Annotated in this window: 15 protein-coding genes; all 15 read right to left on the minus strand. The window is 56.1% G+C overall.

The window, feature by feature from the left end; genetic code table 11:
* Positions 1 to 51 precede the first annotated feature (51 nt).
* On the minus strand, positions 52 to 615 hold the full coding sequence (locus L7A15_RS02695; protein ID WP_237188199.1) for an adenylate kinase: 564 nt from the start codon (positions 613 to 615) through the stop codon (positions 52 to 54).
* Positions 612 to 1,922: a preprotein translocase subunit SecY gene (secY, locus tag L7A15_RS02700; protein WP_237188197.1), complete on the minus strand. Its 1,311-nt coding sequence runs from the start codon at positions 1,920 to 1,922 to the stop codon at positions 612 to 614. Before secY ends, L7A15_RS02695 begins: the two co-directional genes overlap by 4 nt.
* Before the next feature lie 282 nt (positions 1,923 to 2,204).
* A complete protein-coding gene (rplO, locus tag L7A15_RS02705; RefSeq protein ID WP_237188196.1) occupies positions 2,205 to 2,657 on the minus strand; it encodes a 50S ribosomal protein L15 in 453 nt (150 codons plus the stop codon).
* 2 nt (positions 2,658 to 2,659) lie between these two features.
* Positions 2,660 to 2,869 (minus strand): 50S ribosomal protein L30, encoded by a 210-nt coding sequence (rpmD, locus tag L7A15_RS02710; protein WP_237208091.1) that lies wholly within the window; start codon positions 2,867 to 2,869, stop codon positions 2,660 to 2,662.
* The gene (gene rpsE / locus L7A15_RS02715) at positions 2,869 to 3,552 is read right to left on the minus strand and encodes a 30S ribosomal protein S5 (RefSeq protein ID WP_237208092.1); all 684 of its coding nucleotides are present in this window, start codon (positions 3,550 to 3,552) and stop codon (positions 2,869 to 2,871) included. The genes rpmD and rpsE overlap by 1 nt, the downstream gene beginning before the upstream one ends.
* Complete coding sequence (gene rplR, locus L7A15_RS02720) at positions 3,552 to 3,911, minus strand: 50S ribosomal protein L18 (protein ID WP_237208093.1); 360 nt, start codon at positions 3,909 to 3,911, stop codon at positions 3,552 to 3,554. The genes rpsE and rplR overlap by 1 nt, the downstream gene beginning before the upstream one ends.
* 2 nt (positions 3,912 to 3,913) lie before the next feature.
* Positions 3,914 to 4,450: a 50S ribosomal protein L6 gene (rplF, locus tag L7A15_RS02725; RefSeq protein WP_237208094.1), complete on the minus strand. Its 537-nt coding sequence runs from the start codon at positions 4,448 to 4,450 to the stop codon at positions 3,914 to 3,916.
* A 25-nt stretch (positions 4,451 to 4,475) separates the two neighbouring features.
* Positions 4,476 to 4,874 carry a 30S ribosomal protein S8 gene (gene rpsH, locus L7A15_RS02730; protein ID WP_135013745.1) on the minus strand — a complete coding sequence of 133 codons (399 nt, stop codon included), beginning with the start codon at positions 4,872 to 4,874 and terminating at the stop codon, positions 4,476 to 4,478.
* 67 nt (positions 4,875 to 4,941) lie between these two features.
* A complete protein-coding gene (gene rplE / locus L7A15_RS02735) occupies positions 4,942 to 5,502 on the minus strand; it encodes a 50S ribosomal protein L5 (protein WP_237208095.1) in 561 nt (186 codons plus the stop codon).
* On the minus strand, positions 5,502 to 5,837 hold the full coding sequence (gene rplX / locus L7A15_RS02740) for a 50S ribosomal protein L24 (protein ID WP_237188190.1): 336 nt from the start codon (positions 5,835 to 5,837) through the stop codon (positions 5,502 to 5,504). The genes rplE and rplX overlap by 1 nt, the downstream gene beginning before the upstream one ends.
* A gap of 3 nt (positions 5,838 to 5,840) precedes the next feature.
* On the minus strand, positions 5,841 to 6,212 hold the full coding sequence (rplN, locus tag L7A15_RS02745) for a 50S ribosomal protein L14 (protein ID WP_135013742.1): 372 nt from the start codon (positions 6,210 to 6,212) through the stop codon (positions 5,841 to 5,843).
* A 447-nt stretch (positions 6,213 to 6,659) separates the two neighbouring features.
* Positions 6,660 to 8,984, minus strand: a complete 2,325-nt coding sequence (locus tag L7A15_RS02750; RefSeq protein ID WP_237208096.1) for a YncE family protein — start codon at positions 8,982 to 8,984, stop codon at positions 6,660 to 6,662.
* 159 nt (positions 8,985 to 9,143) lie between these two features.
* Positions 9,144 to 13,139: an amino acid adenylation domain-containing protein gene (locus L7A15_RS02755; protein ID WP_237208097.1), complete on the minus strand. Its 3,996-nt coding sequence runs from the start codon at positions 13,137 to 13,139 to the stop codon at positions 9,144 to 9,146.
* Position 13,140: 1 nt separating this feature from the next.
* Complete coding sequence (locus L7A15_RS02760) at positions 13,141 to 13,353, minus strand: acyl carrier protein (RefSeq protein WP_237185991.1); 213 nt, start codon at positions 13,351 to 13,353, stop codon at positions 13,141 to 13,143.
* A 10-nt stretch (positions 13,354 to 13,363) separates the two neighbouring features.
* Positions 13,364 to 15,073: a (2,3-dihydroxybenzoyl)adenylate synthase gene (locus L7A15_RS02765; RefSeq protein WP_237208099.1), complete on the minus strand. Its 1,710-nt coding sequence runs from the start codon at positions 15,071 to 15,073 to the stop codon at positions 13,364 to 13,366.

The raw sequence follows: 15,073 nt of genomic DNA on the forward strand, positions 1-15,073 counted from the left end.
GCTTTAAAAACCTGTGCCCCCGCAATGACCGGGGGCACAAGCATGGGCTCTTTACTTGAGAGCGTCCATAATTCGAGCGGTTACTTCGTCGATCTCGCCGAGACCGTCAATCTGGGCAACCAGACCTCGTTCGGTGTAGATAGCGACGAGGGGCGCAGTCTCTTCTTCGTAGACCTTCAGACGGTGGCGGATAACCTCTTCATTGTCATCGGAACGGCCTTCCTTAGCTGCGCGGCTCAGGAGGCGTTCTACCAGCTCATCGTTGTCTGCAACCAGCAGAAGTACCTGGCCGATTTCCTGGCCCATGTCTTCGAGGATGGAGTCCAGTTCAGCAACCTGCGCGGTGTTACGGGGGTAGCCGTCCAGAAGGAAGCCGTTGGCAGTGTCGTCCTCGGCAAGGCGGGCGCGAACCATACGGTTGGTGACTGAGTCGGGCACCAGGTTGCCGGAGTCGATGTAGGACTTAGCTTCCTTGCCGAGCTCGGTTTCTTCCTTGATGTTCTTACGGAAAATATCACCGGTGGAGATAGCGGGGATATTCAGCTTTTCAGCAATCTTGACCGCCTGGGTACCTTTACCTGCACCAGGGGGGCCGATGATGAGAAGACGGTTCATCGCAGTAGTCCTTCGTAGTTTCGTTGTTGCAGCTGGGCGTCGATTTGCTTGACGGTATCAAGGCCAACGCCGATCACGATCAGCAGTGAAGCACCGCCGAGCGGGAAGTTCTGGTTGACGTTGAACAGTACCAGGGCAATGAGGGGCAGCAGGGCAAGCACTGCAACGTAGATTGCACCGGGTAGAGTGATTCGGTTCAGAACGTAGCTCAGGTATTCCTGGGTGGGACGGCCCGCCCGGATGCCGGGGATGAAGCCGCCGTACTTCTTCATATTGCCTGCAACTTCTTCAGTATTGAAGGTGATGGAGACGTAGAAGTAGGCAAAGCCCAGGATCATGAGGAAGTAGAGAGCCATGTAGAGGGGGTGATCGCCACGTACCAGGTAGGTGTTGATCCAGTTCACCCAGGCTGCAGGCGGGGTACCGTCTGAGGGGGTGTTGAACTGGGCGATAAGACCGGGCACCATCAGCATGGAGGATGCGAAGATGATCGGGATAACGCCGGCCATGTTAACCTTCAGCGGAAGGTAGGTGGAGGTGCCACCGATGGTTCGACGACCGATGGTCCGCTTAGCGTACTGAACGGGGATGCGGCGCTGGGACTGTTCAACAAAAACGACGGCTACGATCAGGAGTAGACCAACCACCATTACTGCTGAGAAGATACCCCAGCCCTGGGTCTGCAGGATGGAGCCAAAGGCACCGGGGAAGGATGCGGCGATGGAGGTGAAGATCAGCAGGGACATACCGTTGCCGACGCCCTTTTCGGTGATCTGTTCGCCCAGCCACATGACAACACCGGTTCCAGCGGTCAGAGCAATGATGATGAGCAGGATATTCCAGACACCGTCATTGGGAATGACCGGAAGGGTACAGCCCTGAAGCAACAGACCAGAGCGAGCTAGTGAGACGATAGTGGTAGCGTTCAGCAAAGCAAGCACAATGGTGAGGTAACGGGTGTACTGGGTCAGCTTGGTCTGGCCCTGGGCGCCTTCTTCGTGGAGCTGCTGGAAGCGGGGAATGACCACGCGGAGCAACTGCACGATAATGCTCGCAGTAATGTAGGGCATTACACCGAGTGCAAAAATCGATAGCTGGAGTAGAGCGCCACCGCTGAACAGGTTAATCATGTCGTAGACGCCACCGGTTGCGGTGATGGTTGACAGACACTGTTGAACGTTGCCGTATGAAACGCCAGGTGCGGGGATGAAAACACCCACACGGTAAATCACGATAATTGCAAGGGTGAACAGCAACTTTTGACGCAAATCAGGCGTTTTGAAAGCCCGGCTTAAAGCGCTCAGCACTTGTCCTCCTAGCAGAGAAAATCTCTGGTTCTGCCGGGTTCTATCTAAAGATGCACCCGGTCTTTTTTACACAATCTTCTTAAGTTTATCCCTAAATGGTTTTGTTTGGGACTTCATATAGCGTGACGTAGCTTTATAGCGTAATTATTGTGCCCGTGATCAGCCCAGGCAGGCCCCTTACTCCCCCAGCCCAGTCGGTTGGTTTTCGCGCAGAGATAGGAAAGAGCCCCTCCCACGTGTGTGGGAGGGGCTCTATAGTTCAGTCACGAGGTGACTGGAAACTTACTTGACGGTTACAGAACCGCCAGCAGCCTCAATCTTGGCCTTAGCTGACTCAGAAACCTTGTCAACAGTTACGTTGTAGGCTGCTGAGATTTCGCCGGTACCCAGAACCTTGACGAGTTCGTTCTTGCGAACTGCGCCAGCTGCAACCAGGGCGTCAACGGTGATGTCGCCGCCGCCGGGGAAGAGCTCCGCGATACGGTCCAGGTTAACAACCTGGTACTCGGTGCGGAAGGGGTTCTTGAAGCCGCGCAGCTTGGGAAGGCGCATGTGCAGCGGAAGCTGGCCACCTTCGAAACCGGCGCGAACCTGGTAACGAGCCTTGGTACCCTTGGTACCGCGACCTGCGGTCTTACCCTTTGAGCCTTCACCGCGGCCTACGCGGGTCTTAGCCTTGTGGGCACCCGGAGCCGGGCGCAGATCGTGAATCTTGATAGCGTCGTTGTTTGCCATCTTTACTTGACCTCCTCAACCTGAACCAGGTGAGCTACGGTGTTGACCATGCCACAGGTGACGGCGTCAGCGGTGCGAACAACCTTGTTACCGGGGCGCTTGAGGCCCAAGGAACGGAGGGTGTCGCGCATGTTCTGCTTTTCACCGACGTAGGACTTGATCTGGGTGATTTCCAGCTTAGCGTCGCTGGGCTTAATACGCTTACCGGTCATTACGCACCTGCCTTTTCAGACTTAGCGCCACGCAGGAAGCCGGGGATAACCTCGTCCTGGGGCAGACCACGGCGGGCAGCAACTGCTACAGGCTCTTCGAGCTGACGCAGGGCCTCGATGGTCGCGTGGACAATGTTGATCTGGTTGGATGAACCGAGTGACTTGGACAGAACATCGTGGATGCCTGCTGCTTCAAGTACGGCGCGGACGGGACCACCAGCGATAACACCGGTACCAGCGGTTGCGGGACGCAGCATAACTACGCCTGCAGCAGCTTCACCCTGAACGCGGTGAGGAATGGTGCGGCCTTCAATGCGGGGTACGCGGAAGAAGTTCTTCTTAGCTTCTTCAACACCCTTTGAGATGGCGGCAGGAACTTCCTTAGCCTTACCGTAGCCGACGCCAACCATACCGTTACCGTCACCAACAACGACGAGTGCGGTGAAGCTGAAGCGACGACCACCCTTGACGACCTTGGAGACGCGGTTGATGGTGACAACGCGCTCGATGAACTTGTCCTTCTCTTCTTCGCGGCCGCGGTTGTTGCGACGCTCGCCGCGGTTACCGCGACGTTCGCCACGCTCGTTGCGGCGGGCTTCGCGCTTCTCGGAAGTTTCAGCGGTAGCTTCTGCGGTTGCTTCAGTCACCTGAGTTTCCTTTTCGTTTACAGTCTGCTCGCTCATTAGAGTGCCAGACCTCCTTCGCGTGCGCCTTCAGCTACTGCTGCGACACGGCCGTGGTACTTGTTACCACCGCGGTCGAAGACAACAGCTTCGATGCCTGCAGCCTTGGCACGTTCGGCAACGAGTTCGCCGACGCGCTTTGCCTTAGCAGTCTTGTCCAGTTCTGCACCGCGCAGTTCAGCTTCCATGGTGGAAGCGTATGCGAGGGTCAGGCCCTTGGTGTCGTCAATGACCTGAACGAACATGTGACGAGCTGAGCGGGTGACAGACAGGCGGGGGCGTGCTGCGGTGCCTGAAACGTACTTGCGGACGCGTGCGTGACGACGTGCGCGCTGTGCTGACTTAGTCTTTACAGCCATTGTTACTTACCAGCCTTTCCGACCTTGCGACGGATCTGCTCGCCTTCGTAGCGAACGCCCTTGCCCTTGTAGGGATCAGGCTTGCGCAGACCGCGGATGTTAGCTGCAACCTGGCCCACCTGCTGCTTGCTGATACCGGAAACGGTCAGCTTGTTAGCGCCCTCAACAGCGAAGGTGATACCCGCAGGTGCTTCGATGGTGATGGGGTGTGAGTAGCCAAGTGCGAACTCGAGGTCGGAACCCTTAGCGGTTACACGGTAACCGGTACCAACGATTTCGAGCTTCTTGGAGTAGCCCTCGGTAACACCGATGATCATGTTCTGGATCAGGGTGCGGGTCAGACCGTGCAGTGAACGTGATGCACGCTCATCGTTCGGGCGGGTTACGGTGATAACACCGTCTTCGAGTGCAACAGCGATGGGAGCTGCAACTTCATGAGTCAGCTCGCCCTTTGCACCCTTTACGGCAACCAGGTTGCCATCAATCTTTACCTCAACGCCGGCAGGAACCGAGATGGGGAGACGTCCAATACGTGACATTCTTCTTCCTTTCTCTTCTTACCGACTACCAGATGTAAGCGACGACTTCGCCGCCAACACCCTTCTTCGCAGCCTGCTTGTCAGTGAGCAGACCTGAAGAGGTTGACAGGATTGCGATGCCGAGGCCACCGTGAACCTGGGGCAGGTTGGTGGACTTTGCGTAAACACGCAGACCCGGCTTGGAAATGCGGCGAACGCCTACAATGGAGCGCTCACGGGAGGGGCCGAACTTGAGTTCGAGGGTCAGGGTCTTACCGACCTTTGCTTCCTCTTCCTTGAAGTCGGCGATGTAGCCTTCAGCCTTGAGGATCTCGGCGATACGAGCCTTAAGCTTGGAGTAAGGCATTGACACGGTGTCGTGATGTGCTGAGTTTGCGTTGCGCAAACGGGTCAGCATATCTGCGACAGGATCTGTCATAGTCATGGTGGGCTGAGCCCTTCCTCGTTATGGTTTCCTCACCTAGATGCGGTGCGGACCTATAACGTAGTCGTTACTGGGTCTTGAAGGGGAAGCCGAGTGCCTTCAGAAGCGCACGGCCTTCATCGTCGGTCTTTGCGGTGGTAACCACGGTGATGTCCATACCGCGAACGCGATCGATGGAGTCCTGATCGATTTCGTGGAACATGGACTGTTCGGTCAGACCGAAGGTGTAGTTACCGTTACCGTCGAACTGGCGATCCGAGAGGCCGCGGAAGTCGCGGATACGGGGAAGGGCCAGGGTGACGAGGCGGTCGAGGAATTCCCACATGCGATCGCCACGGAGGGTGACGTGTGCGCCAATGGGCTGACCTTCACGCAGCTTGAACTGTGCGATGGACTTCTTCGCGCGGGTAACGAGAGGCTTCTGACCGGTGATAGCGGTGAGGTCGCGGATAGCACCATCCATGAGCTTCGCGTCCTTAGCAGCTTCACCAACACCCATGTTCACGACGACCTTAACGATCTTCGGTGACTGCATGACGTTCTCGTACTTGAACTCTTCCTGCAGGGCGGGGGTGACTACTTCGTTGAACTTAGTCTTGAAACGAGGGGTAATCTTTGCTTCGGTCATTAGATGTCCTTACCCGAGCTCTTGGCAACGCGCACGCGGATGGTGCGTTCCTTGCCATTGCGCTCTACGGTCTCGAGGCGGTAACCAACGCGGGTCGGCTTCTTGGTCTCGGGATCAACGATTGCAACGTTTGAAACGTGAATCGGTGCCTCAACCTTTTCGATGCCGCCGGCTTCGCCGGTCATGGGGTTTGCCTTGTTGTGCTTGGTGACGATCTTGACGCCTTCTACCAGCACGCGCTGGGTCTTAGGGAATACCTTAAGAACCTTGCCCTGCTTACCCTTATCTGCACCTGAAATGACCTGTACCAGGTCGCCAGACTTGATCTTAGCCATGAGTTAGAGCACCTCCGGAGCAAGTGAAATGATCTTCATGAACTTCTTGTCGCGCAGTTCGCGGCCAACAGGTCCGAAGATACGGGTGCCACGGGGGTCACCATCGGTGTTCTTGAGAATAACTGCTGAGTTCTCGTCGAACTTGATGTAGGAGCCGTCGGGACGACGAACTTCCTTCTTGGTGCGGACGACTACCGCCTTGACGACGTCGCCCTTCTTGACGGTACCGCCGGGGATTGCATCCTTGACGGTTGCGACGATGATGTCGCCAATGCCTGCGTAACGACGCTTTGAGCCACCGAGAACACGGATGGTCAGGATTTCCTTCGCACCGGTGTTGTCAGCAACCTTGAGTCGTGACTCCTGCTGAATCATATTTCTCCTGTCGTCTCGCCGGTTCCGACACGCGTATAGTGCGAGCCAGCCTTGCGGAACATTTCTACGGGATGTTGACGCGCCGGTCTCTCATCGCTTGAAAAGGATAGAGAGTTGGCGGACACGCCTGGGCTCTAGCCATGCCAACGAACATCTAGACCCGCGTGAGCGGGCGAACCCCGCCAGGTAGCGGCATTATGTTGTGGCACGGTAAGAACCGTGGTTGTGTGGGCATAGAGAACCACACAGAATCAAAACTCTACCAGTTGATCAGCACTTAGAAAAGAGACCTTCCCTACAAAGAGTCCTAGCAGCACGTTGTTTTCAACACATCTTGCATCCTCGTAAATGCCTCAGGGTGGGGAGCCTCCCGTTGGAGACTCCCCACCCTGAGCTAACGTGTGGAGTTACTACTGAGTGATGTTGTACCGTCTACCGTGCTACAACTTAGGAAGCGCGACGGCGAGCGACGAATACCACCCAGCCTGCAACCAGTGCAAGGGCACCGATTCCTGCTAGTGCAGCAACCGAAGCGCCGGTCTGAGCCAGGCTGCCACCGCTGGCCTGCTTACCTGTCTGCTGGGTGGATGCTCCCACCTGAGAGCTAGTTGCACCACTGGCACTCTGGTTAGCTCCTGCCGCCTGCTGCTGTGAGCCTGCTGAACCATTGCCAGCCTGCCCTGTTGCTTCTGCGCTGGGTGCAGAGCTGGGGTCAGGGTTGGGGGCACCGGTCGGTTCTGTGCTGGGTGAAGCCGTAGACCCTTCGGTGGGCTGAACAGACGGCTCAGCGCTGGGAGCAACTGTTGGCTCAACGCTGGGAGCAGCAGTTGGCTCAACGCTAGGTGCCTGGGTGGGCTCAACACTAGGCACCGGGGTAGGCTCAACGCTAGGTGCCGGGGTAGGCTCAACGCTAGGTGCCGGGGTAGGCTCAATACCTACAGCTGAGTCTACGAAGGTTCCGTAGCCGGCAAAAGCTGCCAGTGTTGAAGCAACTGTGGTGGCTTGGGGAGCTCCACAAGTGGTCTGAGGAGCCGGAGCAACAGTGACCTCCACGGGGATGCTTCGTGGCTGGTCCCCGTCCTTCAGGCTACCGGTGAGCACTCGCACCCTATGGGTTGATCCAGCCAACCAGGCGTTGTTGGAGTTCTCCGCGGTGGGCACAGGCAGGGTGACAGAGAATTTGCCTTGCGCTTCAGCTTCAATAGTACGAACGACGTTGCCCTCACCATCGTTCATCTGGGTTGCCCTGTCGTCATACAGAAGACCCAATACTGAGCCACCACCGGAGGGGTGGGTGAATCCGGTTCCAGTGAGGGTCATCTGGCCATTTTCAGAAACGTTTGTAACAACCAGCTTTGCCCCATCAGCGCTGGAGCCTTCAAAACTATTGATTGCTTCAGCCGGTGTAACCGCCTGACCTGCCACTGTGCCATTGTCGGTAACTACGAACTTTGTCATGGCATGAGCGTTGATGGGTGTAGCTTCAACCTCCTGCCAGTCGGCAGGTTGTCCCTCTGCAGCAACATTCCGCAGGCCCTTGATTTCAGTTGAGGCAGTAACGTATTTGCCGGTCTTGTAGTCAAGGGTAAAAGGTACTTCCACACCGGTAAAGGCGGTTCCGCGCTCAAGACCGATAACACCGTGGGGGGTTACAACAACGTCGTTTGCCCCCATGCCTTCGCCGACGGTACGTGTTACGGTGCTGGCAATTCGGTCAGTTTGCCCGTCGATGACATAGTAGGAGCCGGTGGCTAGGTCGGTTGCATAGACCAGGTCTCGGGCTTCGTCAGCGTCGATGGAAAGCCCCTGGGTCCCAAAATTGATCCAGTTCTTGAAGGCACCGGTGGTCTTATCGTAGACCCCAACGCCTGCGTTGACGCCCTTGGATCCCTGGCTTGATACATAGAGTTCGTTGAGTGAGCGATCAAAGGTGACATCTGATGCGACAAGGTTTGCACTGGCGTCGTTACCCTGCAGGGCAAATTCATTGACGACAGTAAGCGTATTGAGGTCGACAACAACCAGCTTAGGGGTGCCAAAGACAGGGAAATAGCCTAGGCCTGCTTCATCATCCAGGGCGAAATTCATGACGCTTGCGGCCCGGCCAGAAGTATCACTGACGGGAATGGTTGCAAGATGCTGGTAGGTGGCGCCATCTAGAACGACGATAGCCCCCTGGGTTCCGATGAAGACTTTGCCCTGTGAGGCCCGCACTTCGCGCGGATGGGCGGTTGTGATGGCCTGGCCCTCAGGAAGCCCCAAGGTCGTAAAGACCTGCTTCATGGTGGTCTGGTCAAAGGCCGTCACACTGTTAGTGCGGGTATTAGTGACCCACACGGTGCCGTTGACGTCATCTACTCCAACGCCGTAGGCACCCGCGATCTGGAATCCAGCAGGGTTTTCCCCTTCCCAGCCACGGGGTGAGTAGCTGGCAGTGTTTAGACCGACAGTGTGGGTAATTTGCATGGTTGCCGGGTCAACCTTTGCAAGGGTTGAGGTCATGATAGGCGGACGCCCGCTGGAACCTGTAACCCACAGGGTATCGTTTGCCGCTGAGTACCCCAGCTGGTACTGCCCGGGCAGGCCCTGGTACTGGGTTGAGGCAACGTTAAACGCTCGGAAGGTGCAGTTCTGAGCAGGATCATTTGCAAATGCGCTCTCTGCTGAGGTGATAGGAGCAACCAGAAGCGCACCGAGCATCATTGCTGTTGCACTACCGGTAAGCAGGAAGCGGGAGCGGGTACGGCGGGGTGTCTGATGAGTGAGTTTCATCTGTCCTCTTAATACATGTGTGGTGGGGCAGGGCAACGAGGCCCAATTAGGATACATTCAGCGCTACATAAGGATAGCCTTACCGAATACATAGTTAAGTTTTACCTAATTAATGACTGGAGGCAAGTATTTTTCCGCATTAGGTCATATTTTTCTTTCTTAATTGGCAGGACCTTGCAGAATTTGCTCAATCAGAGCCGCTTTCAGCACGTCCGTATGACCCCCCTCAGCCACGACAAGCTCGTAATCTGAGCAATACGCCTTCCAGGCCTGGCCGGGGGCACCTGCCTCCAATGTCTGCTGAGCCGCTAGTAGAACGAGGGGAGCTTCAAGAGGGGAAGGAGTTCCCTGACGAACCCACTCCATCGCTTTTTGAACCAGCTTCAAACAGACCTGTAATCGCTCAGGCGGCAAAGAGCCAAGGGCACTACCACTTAGCCTCAGGGCCTCTATGACACCAGCTTCTGTCAGGTCTTCCTGCTCTAGCTCTAGGCCACCCAATCTCGCAATAGCCCGCCAGCGGTCTTCCTCTTGGCCAGGAGGGAAGGTCCTCCAGTAGGACTGGGGGTAGGCGTCCAGAACAAGAACTTTCTGGGGAGGAAGCCCCCTTGCCTCCAACCTGCAAGCCAATTCTTGTGCCATCATGCCGCCTAAAGACCAACCCACGAGAGTAGCTCCTCGCAGGTTAGAGTTCTGCATCTCAAGCAGTCTTTCAAGGGCCCTACCAGCTGCCTCCGTAAGAGAAGATGACTCCCCTCTGCTGGCCCCAGAATATTCTTCAGCCTGAATCAGAAAAACCGGGCTGCTTTCGGGAACCGCTGAAAGCAAAGGAGCATAGCACCAGCCCAGCCCTCCTGCTGGAGGCATAAAGATGACGGGGGCACCGCCGTCGCCAGAACGAAGCATCAAGCAGGGATCAAAATCGTCCAAATCCTCCTGAAACATGCTGGCAGCAAATCCCTCGGGCGTAGGGTTGGCAAAAATACTCACCACAGAAACCTCACACCCGAATTCTTGACCCAGCTCCTCTGCCAGAACCATGGCCAGTAAGGAGTGACCACCAGCCGAGAAAAAGTCAGTAGCAGCCCCCACCTCCTGCCCTAGGACACGGCTAAAGACCCGGCAACACCGTTCAACCGTAAAACTTGGTGGAGGTATTTCCCCAGCTTCTTCCTCCGGCAGGGGATAGCCCATCAGCTGGGAGCGGTCAATCTTCCCATTAACAGTCAGTGGAAGATTCTCAAGAACCTGCCAGTGGGTAGGAATCATGTAGTCACTCAGGTGCCGGGCAGCATGGTTCCGGGCAAGATCTACCGCTTCCTCAGAGCCCATTCCGGGAGCCGCCTCGACATAGGCGAGGAGGTACTCCTTAGCCCCTTCCTGACGGTAGATAAGGCAGCTGCTGGCAAGAGAAGGGGCTTCAGAAAGAACAGTCTCAATTTCTGTTAGTTCAACCCTTTGGCCCCGGATTTTTATTTGGTGGTCTAGCCGCCCCCGGTAATACAGCAGGTTATCTTTGCCCCACACCACAACATCGCCTGTGGCGTAGACCGGTTGACCGAAATCGTCAGACGAAAAAGCTGCAGCTGTCATATCTGGCCGGTTAAGGTAGCCGTCACTCACCTGCACTCCGTGCAGGTAGAGTTCACCGCGCATCAGCGGTGGACACAGCTGGCCCGCTGCATCCCGAATCGAAACTGCAGTATTCCATACAGGCTTCCCCATGGGCACAAGATCAGGCACCTGCCCGCGATCCAGGCAGTAAGCCGTGACGTCAATTGCAGCTTCAGTTGGCCCATAAAAGTTATAGATTTTTGCGCCCATCACCTGGTGGGCCTGCCGAACCAAGGATGCTTCAAGAGCCTCCCCGGAACACACTAGGGCCCGCGGCCCATCCCATCCTTGCATGAGCTCTTGCGCCTGCTTCGACCTCACAAAGGCTGCCAGCATACTTGGCACAAAGTGAAGCACATCAATTGCAGAACTGCTGATAACCCTCGCTAGATAAGCGGGGTCGCGGTGCCCCCACGGGGCGCAAAGCACAGTTTTCGCCCCTTGGGTCACTCCCCAATAGAGCTCCCAGATATGAACGTCAAAGGAAATAGGAGTCTTATGCAAGACCCGGTCTTCCTGCCCCAGGCTAATGAGCTGACTCTGCCAGGCGAGGCGGTTGTGGAGGGCTATGGCTTTAACACCCACGCCTTTGGGGCGGCCGGTAGAACCGGATGTAAACAAGATATAGGCCAGCTCATCAGCACCAAGAGTCAGCCCCTTCAACGCAGCGAGATCACCCTCTGCTTCCCTATCTTCAAGATGTTCCGGGAAGCTCATGACCTTCACCCCGTACTCTTGGGATAGGTCTTCAAGCTGCAGCTGACTCAAGTAATCGCTGCTCACAACTAACTCAAGTTCGGCATCCTGACACATGCTACGAACCCTACTACCCGGAAGAGAAGGCTCAAGGGGAACATAGACCGCTCCAAGATAGGTTAGAGCAAAAACCACAACCATGAACTCGAGGCTGCGGTGGCCCCGGACCCCGACCCTGCTCCCCCGGTCTACTCCCCAGCTAGCCAGTTCAAGAGCCAAACTCATGCTGCTATTTCGAAGCTGGGCATAAGTCAGTTCCCGTTCCCCCTGAAAATTCCAGGAACCCTGCTGGTAGGCAGGAGCCTCAACAAAAGCTACCTGATGAGGGATTTCCTGTGCCTTCTGCTCCAAGATAGCTGCAAGGGGCTTAAAATCTAGGTCAACGTGCTCCCCCTCCAAAGACTCCAGCAGAACTTCATCGCCTGGACTCAGCAAAGACAGAGAGTCCATAGAACCATCGTCGAGGGCAATCTGAGCCCACTTGCCTAGCCAATGAACAAGTCGCTGCGCTAAAGCATCAGCATCTTGGGCCAGGAGCAGATCAGTGTTGATGTCGATTTCTACCGAAAGCTCATGCCCCCGATAGGGCATCCCGCGGACGGTCACGGTCATATGGGGAACAGGCCCGGCTGCCACGTTGATAACGCGCCCTCTCCCTGCGCTGCCGGCACTAAAGTGGGCATCGAAGGGCACGATATTAATCTGGGCTCCCCCCAGCAGTACCCCTTCCTGGGAGGCGCGTGCCTGCAGATCTTCATAGGGCGCAAGGGCATGTTCGGCGTTATATTTCATCCCAGCTTGCACCGCTTCTAGCGCTTTCCGGGCCTTACCACGGGCAGGGCAGACAAGCGGAAGCAGGTTCACAGCACTCAAAGCTGTTTGAGCACTCAGCCGAGGAGGGAGCCCCGGTATCAGCCGGTTCATTTGCGGAACCAGAGCCCGGAAGGAGTCCACCCCCTGATGCCTGCCCAGAAAAGCACCTACTGCCGCAACCATCATGTGCGGCCAAGAAGCCCTCGCGAGGTCACCAATTTTCCGGTAGGTGCTCTGCAACTCAGAAGAGAGTGGGACTCGAACACGCACAACGTCATTTGCTACCCCTGGGCCACCAGCACCAGGAGCAACATCCAGGCTCGGGTCCTCACCCCAGGCAAGCTCCGGTAGTTTCTGCAGGTAGGCGGCACGCTGAATCTCCAGCTCCTGCTGAAGGTGAGCGTCTTCTTCAGCAAGCTCAGCCAGAGAAGGACGCTTGTGGAAAGTCATTACTGCGCCAGCCTCTAGCTGGCTGTAGGCAGAAAAAATCTGCCGCAGGATCTCATAGGCAGCAAAACCGTCAGCAAGGAGGTGGTGAATGGAATGATAAAACCAGTGCTGGCCGTTGACCTGCACCAGGGCAGAATCGAGTCCCTGCCCCTGGCACACGGGCATGGGTTTTTGGCGCCGTTGCTGGGCCCAGGCTAATACGGTTGCTTCTTCATCTCCCGGTGCTGCCTCAAGGGATAGCTCTTCTAGAATCTGTAGACGCTGACTATGCTCCTCCGCTGGAAGCGCAGCCCACACCACCTCCCGCTGGATCTGGCCCCTATACCCTAGCTCAATGACAGTTCTTAGGGTTTCGTGTTCCGCATAAACTGCTCGGATAGCTCGTCGCAGGAGCCCTGCGTCCAAGAGGGTTTCAAACATTATCAGCTCAGCTGTGATGTAGCTAGAACCTTCAGGCTCAAGCTCAGTAGCAAAAAAGATTCCCTGAGCAGAACGAGGAAGAGGGTACCAGGTCAGTGACATCTTAGGCAGTCGCCTCCCTCAAAAAGTGAAGGGTGGGATGGGCAACTAAGTCTGTAAATTCAATCTGATACCCGGCAGATGCCAGGTCATCGAGTAAGAGGAAAGCCCCCATTGAATCTAGACCTGCATCAAAAATATTGCTAGACGGCTCAAGATCCTGTGAGCCCTGGGGAAGATAGGCGGCGAGAAGTTCTTTTAGCTGGTCAAGTGACATAGGAGCGTCCTTACTGTGAGTGCTTGGGGCCGAGCAGCTCTTGTGCGAGCTGGGACCTGAGATCTTTTCGTGAAATTTTTCCAACATTGGTCAGGGGTAGGTCATTGAGGACGAAAACCTGGTCTGGGAGTTTGTACTCACTCAGCCCTAACGCCCGAAGCTGCTTCCTCACCGACTGCACGGTGGGGCGCTGGGCTGCTTCCTGAAGGGTGAGAGCCAGACCCACCTTTTCCCCTAGCCGTTCATCTGGGATGCCGATAGCAATAGCGTCCTTGATATCTGCCAACTGCAGGGCAGCGTCCTCAAGCTCATCAATCGATATCTTTTCTCCTGCGCGATTAATCTGGTCTTTGATACGGCCTACCATTTCAAGGTTTCCCAGCCCGTCAATCTTCACCAAATCCCCAGTGCGGTAGAAGCCATCTTCAGTAAAGTTGGCCCCTGACTGGGTGCCAGCACCGTAGTACTGACGGATGGTATAGGGGCCGCGGGTCAGCAATTCCCCTACCTGGCCGGTGCTGACCTCCCTACCCCGTTCATCTACGACCTTGATTTCATCGTGGGGGCTAATGGGTCGGCCCTGGGTGGAACACACTGTTTCGGGATCATCGCCCAACCGGGTGTAATTCACCAGCCCCTCTGCCATACCAGCGACCTGTTGCAGGGTTGCCCCTAGCTGAGGCGTAATTTTTCGGGCCAGGGTAGGAGATAACTTGGCCCCACCTACCTGAATAACTTTTAAACTGGGCAAGCTCAGCGAACGACGCTCAGCCAAGAGCAACCAGCTCTGTAGGAGCGGGGGCACTAAGGAAACCTGGGTTACCTGGTGGCGTTGAATCAGGGCAAAAGAGGTTTGGGGGCTAGGGTCGTGGGCAAAGACCAGGGTCGCTCCGCGGTATAGAGAGCCTAGAATACCTGGCGAGCTCATGGTGAAGTTATGGGCAGCAGGGAGCACCACGAGGTTAGTTGTCTCTTCTGTTACCCCACAAATTTCTGCTGAGGCACGAACGGAGTAGAGATAATCTGCGTGGGTTCGGGGAATGAGTTTGGATAGCCCGGTGGTTCCGCCAGAGAGTTGGAAGAGGGCCGTATTTTCGCTGAGGATTCTTGCCCCGCGGTCGGCTATTGGCTGATCATACTTCAGGTCTTGTTCCTGATGGACAGCAGGTGCCTGGGTCAGGTCTAGGGCCTGGGGAGGTTCTACCCCTTCTTTTTGGAGTTGCTTACTGTAGTCTGCGTAAAGAGCCCAGTAATCTGTGTTTTCTGCGCCTTGGGCAAAGAGGTGCAGGGCTGCATCTGTGGTTCGCGCATAGTGGGCCAAATCTTGAGCACGGTGTTTCGGGAGGGCAAAGATGGGCAGGGTACCGGCAATAAAAGCCCCAAGCATATAGGCGAGAAATTCAAGGGTGTTAGGAAGCTGTAAGATGACGCGATCTCCCGGGCTAACGCCGAAGCTCCGGATATGGTGGGCAGCTGTATGGGCTTCCTGCTCTAGCTGCCGGTAGGTCCAGCTCTGAGTTTCGGTGCTGGATACCGGGTAGTTTCCCCGGGTACTAATTCCATGGGCGGCAATGTTATCGGGGTATTTTTTGAAGATATTTTCTATAAATTCGGGGAAAGTCTCTGGCTGGTAGTAGCCAGCCTCCCGATAGGTACGGGCAAACTCTTCGGGCATGGGGGCGATGGGCTGCAGGGGGCTGCGGGCAGACGTCTTTGTCAT

This window comes from Rothia nasimurium (genome assembly GCF_928391935.1).
GTDB classification, from domain to species: Bacteria; Actinomycetota; Actinomycetes; order Actinomycetales; family Micrococcaceae; genus Rothia; species Rothia nasimurium_D.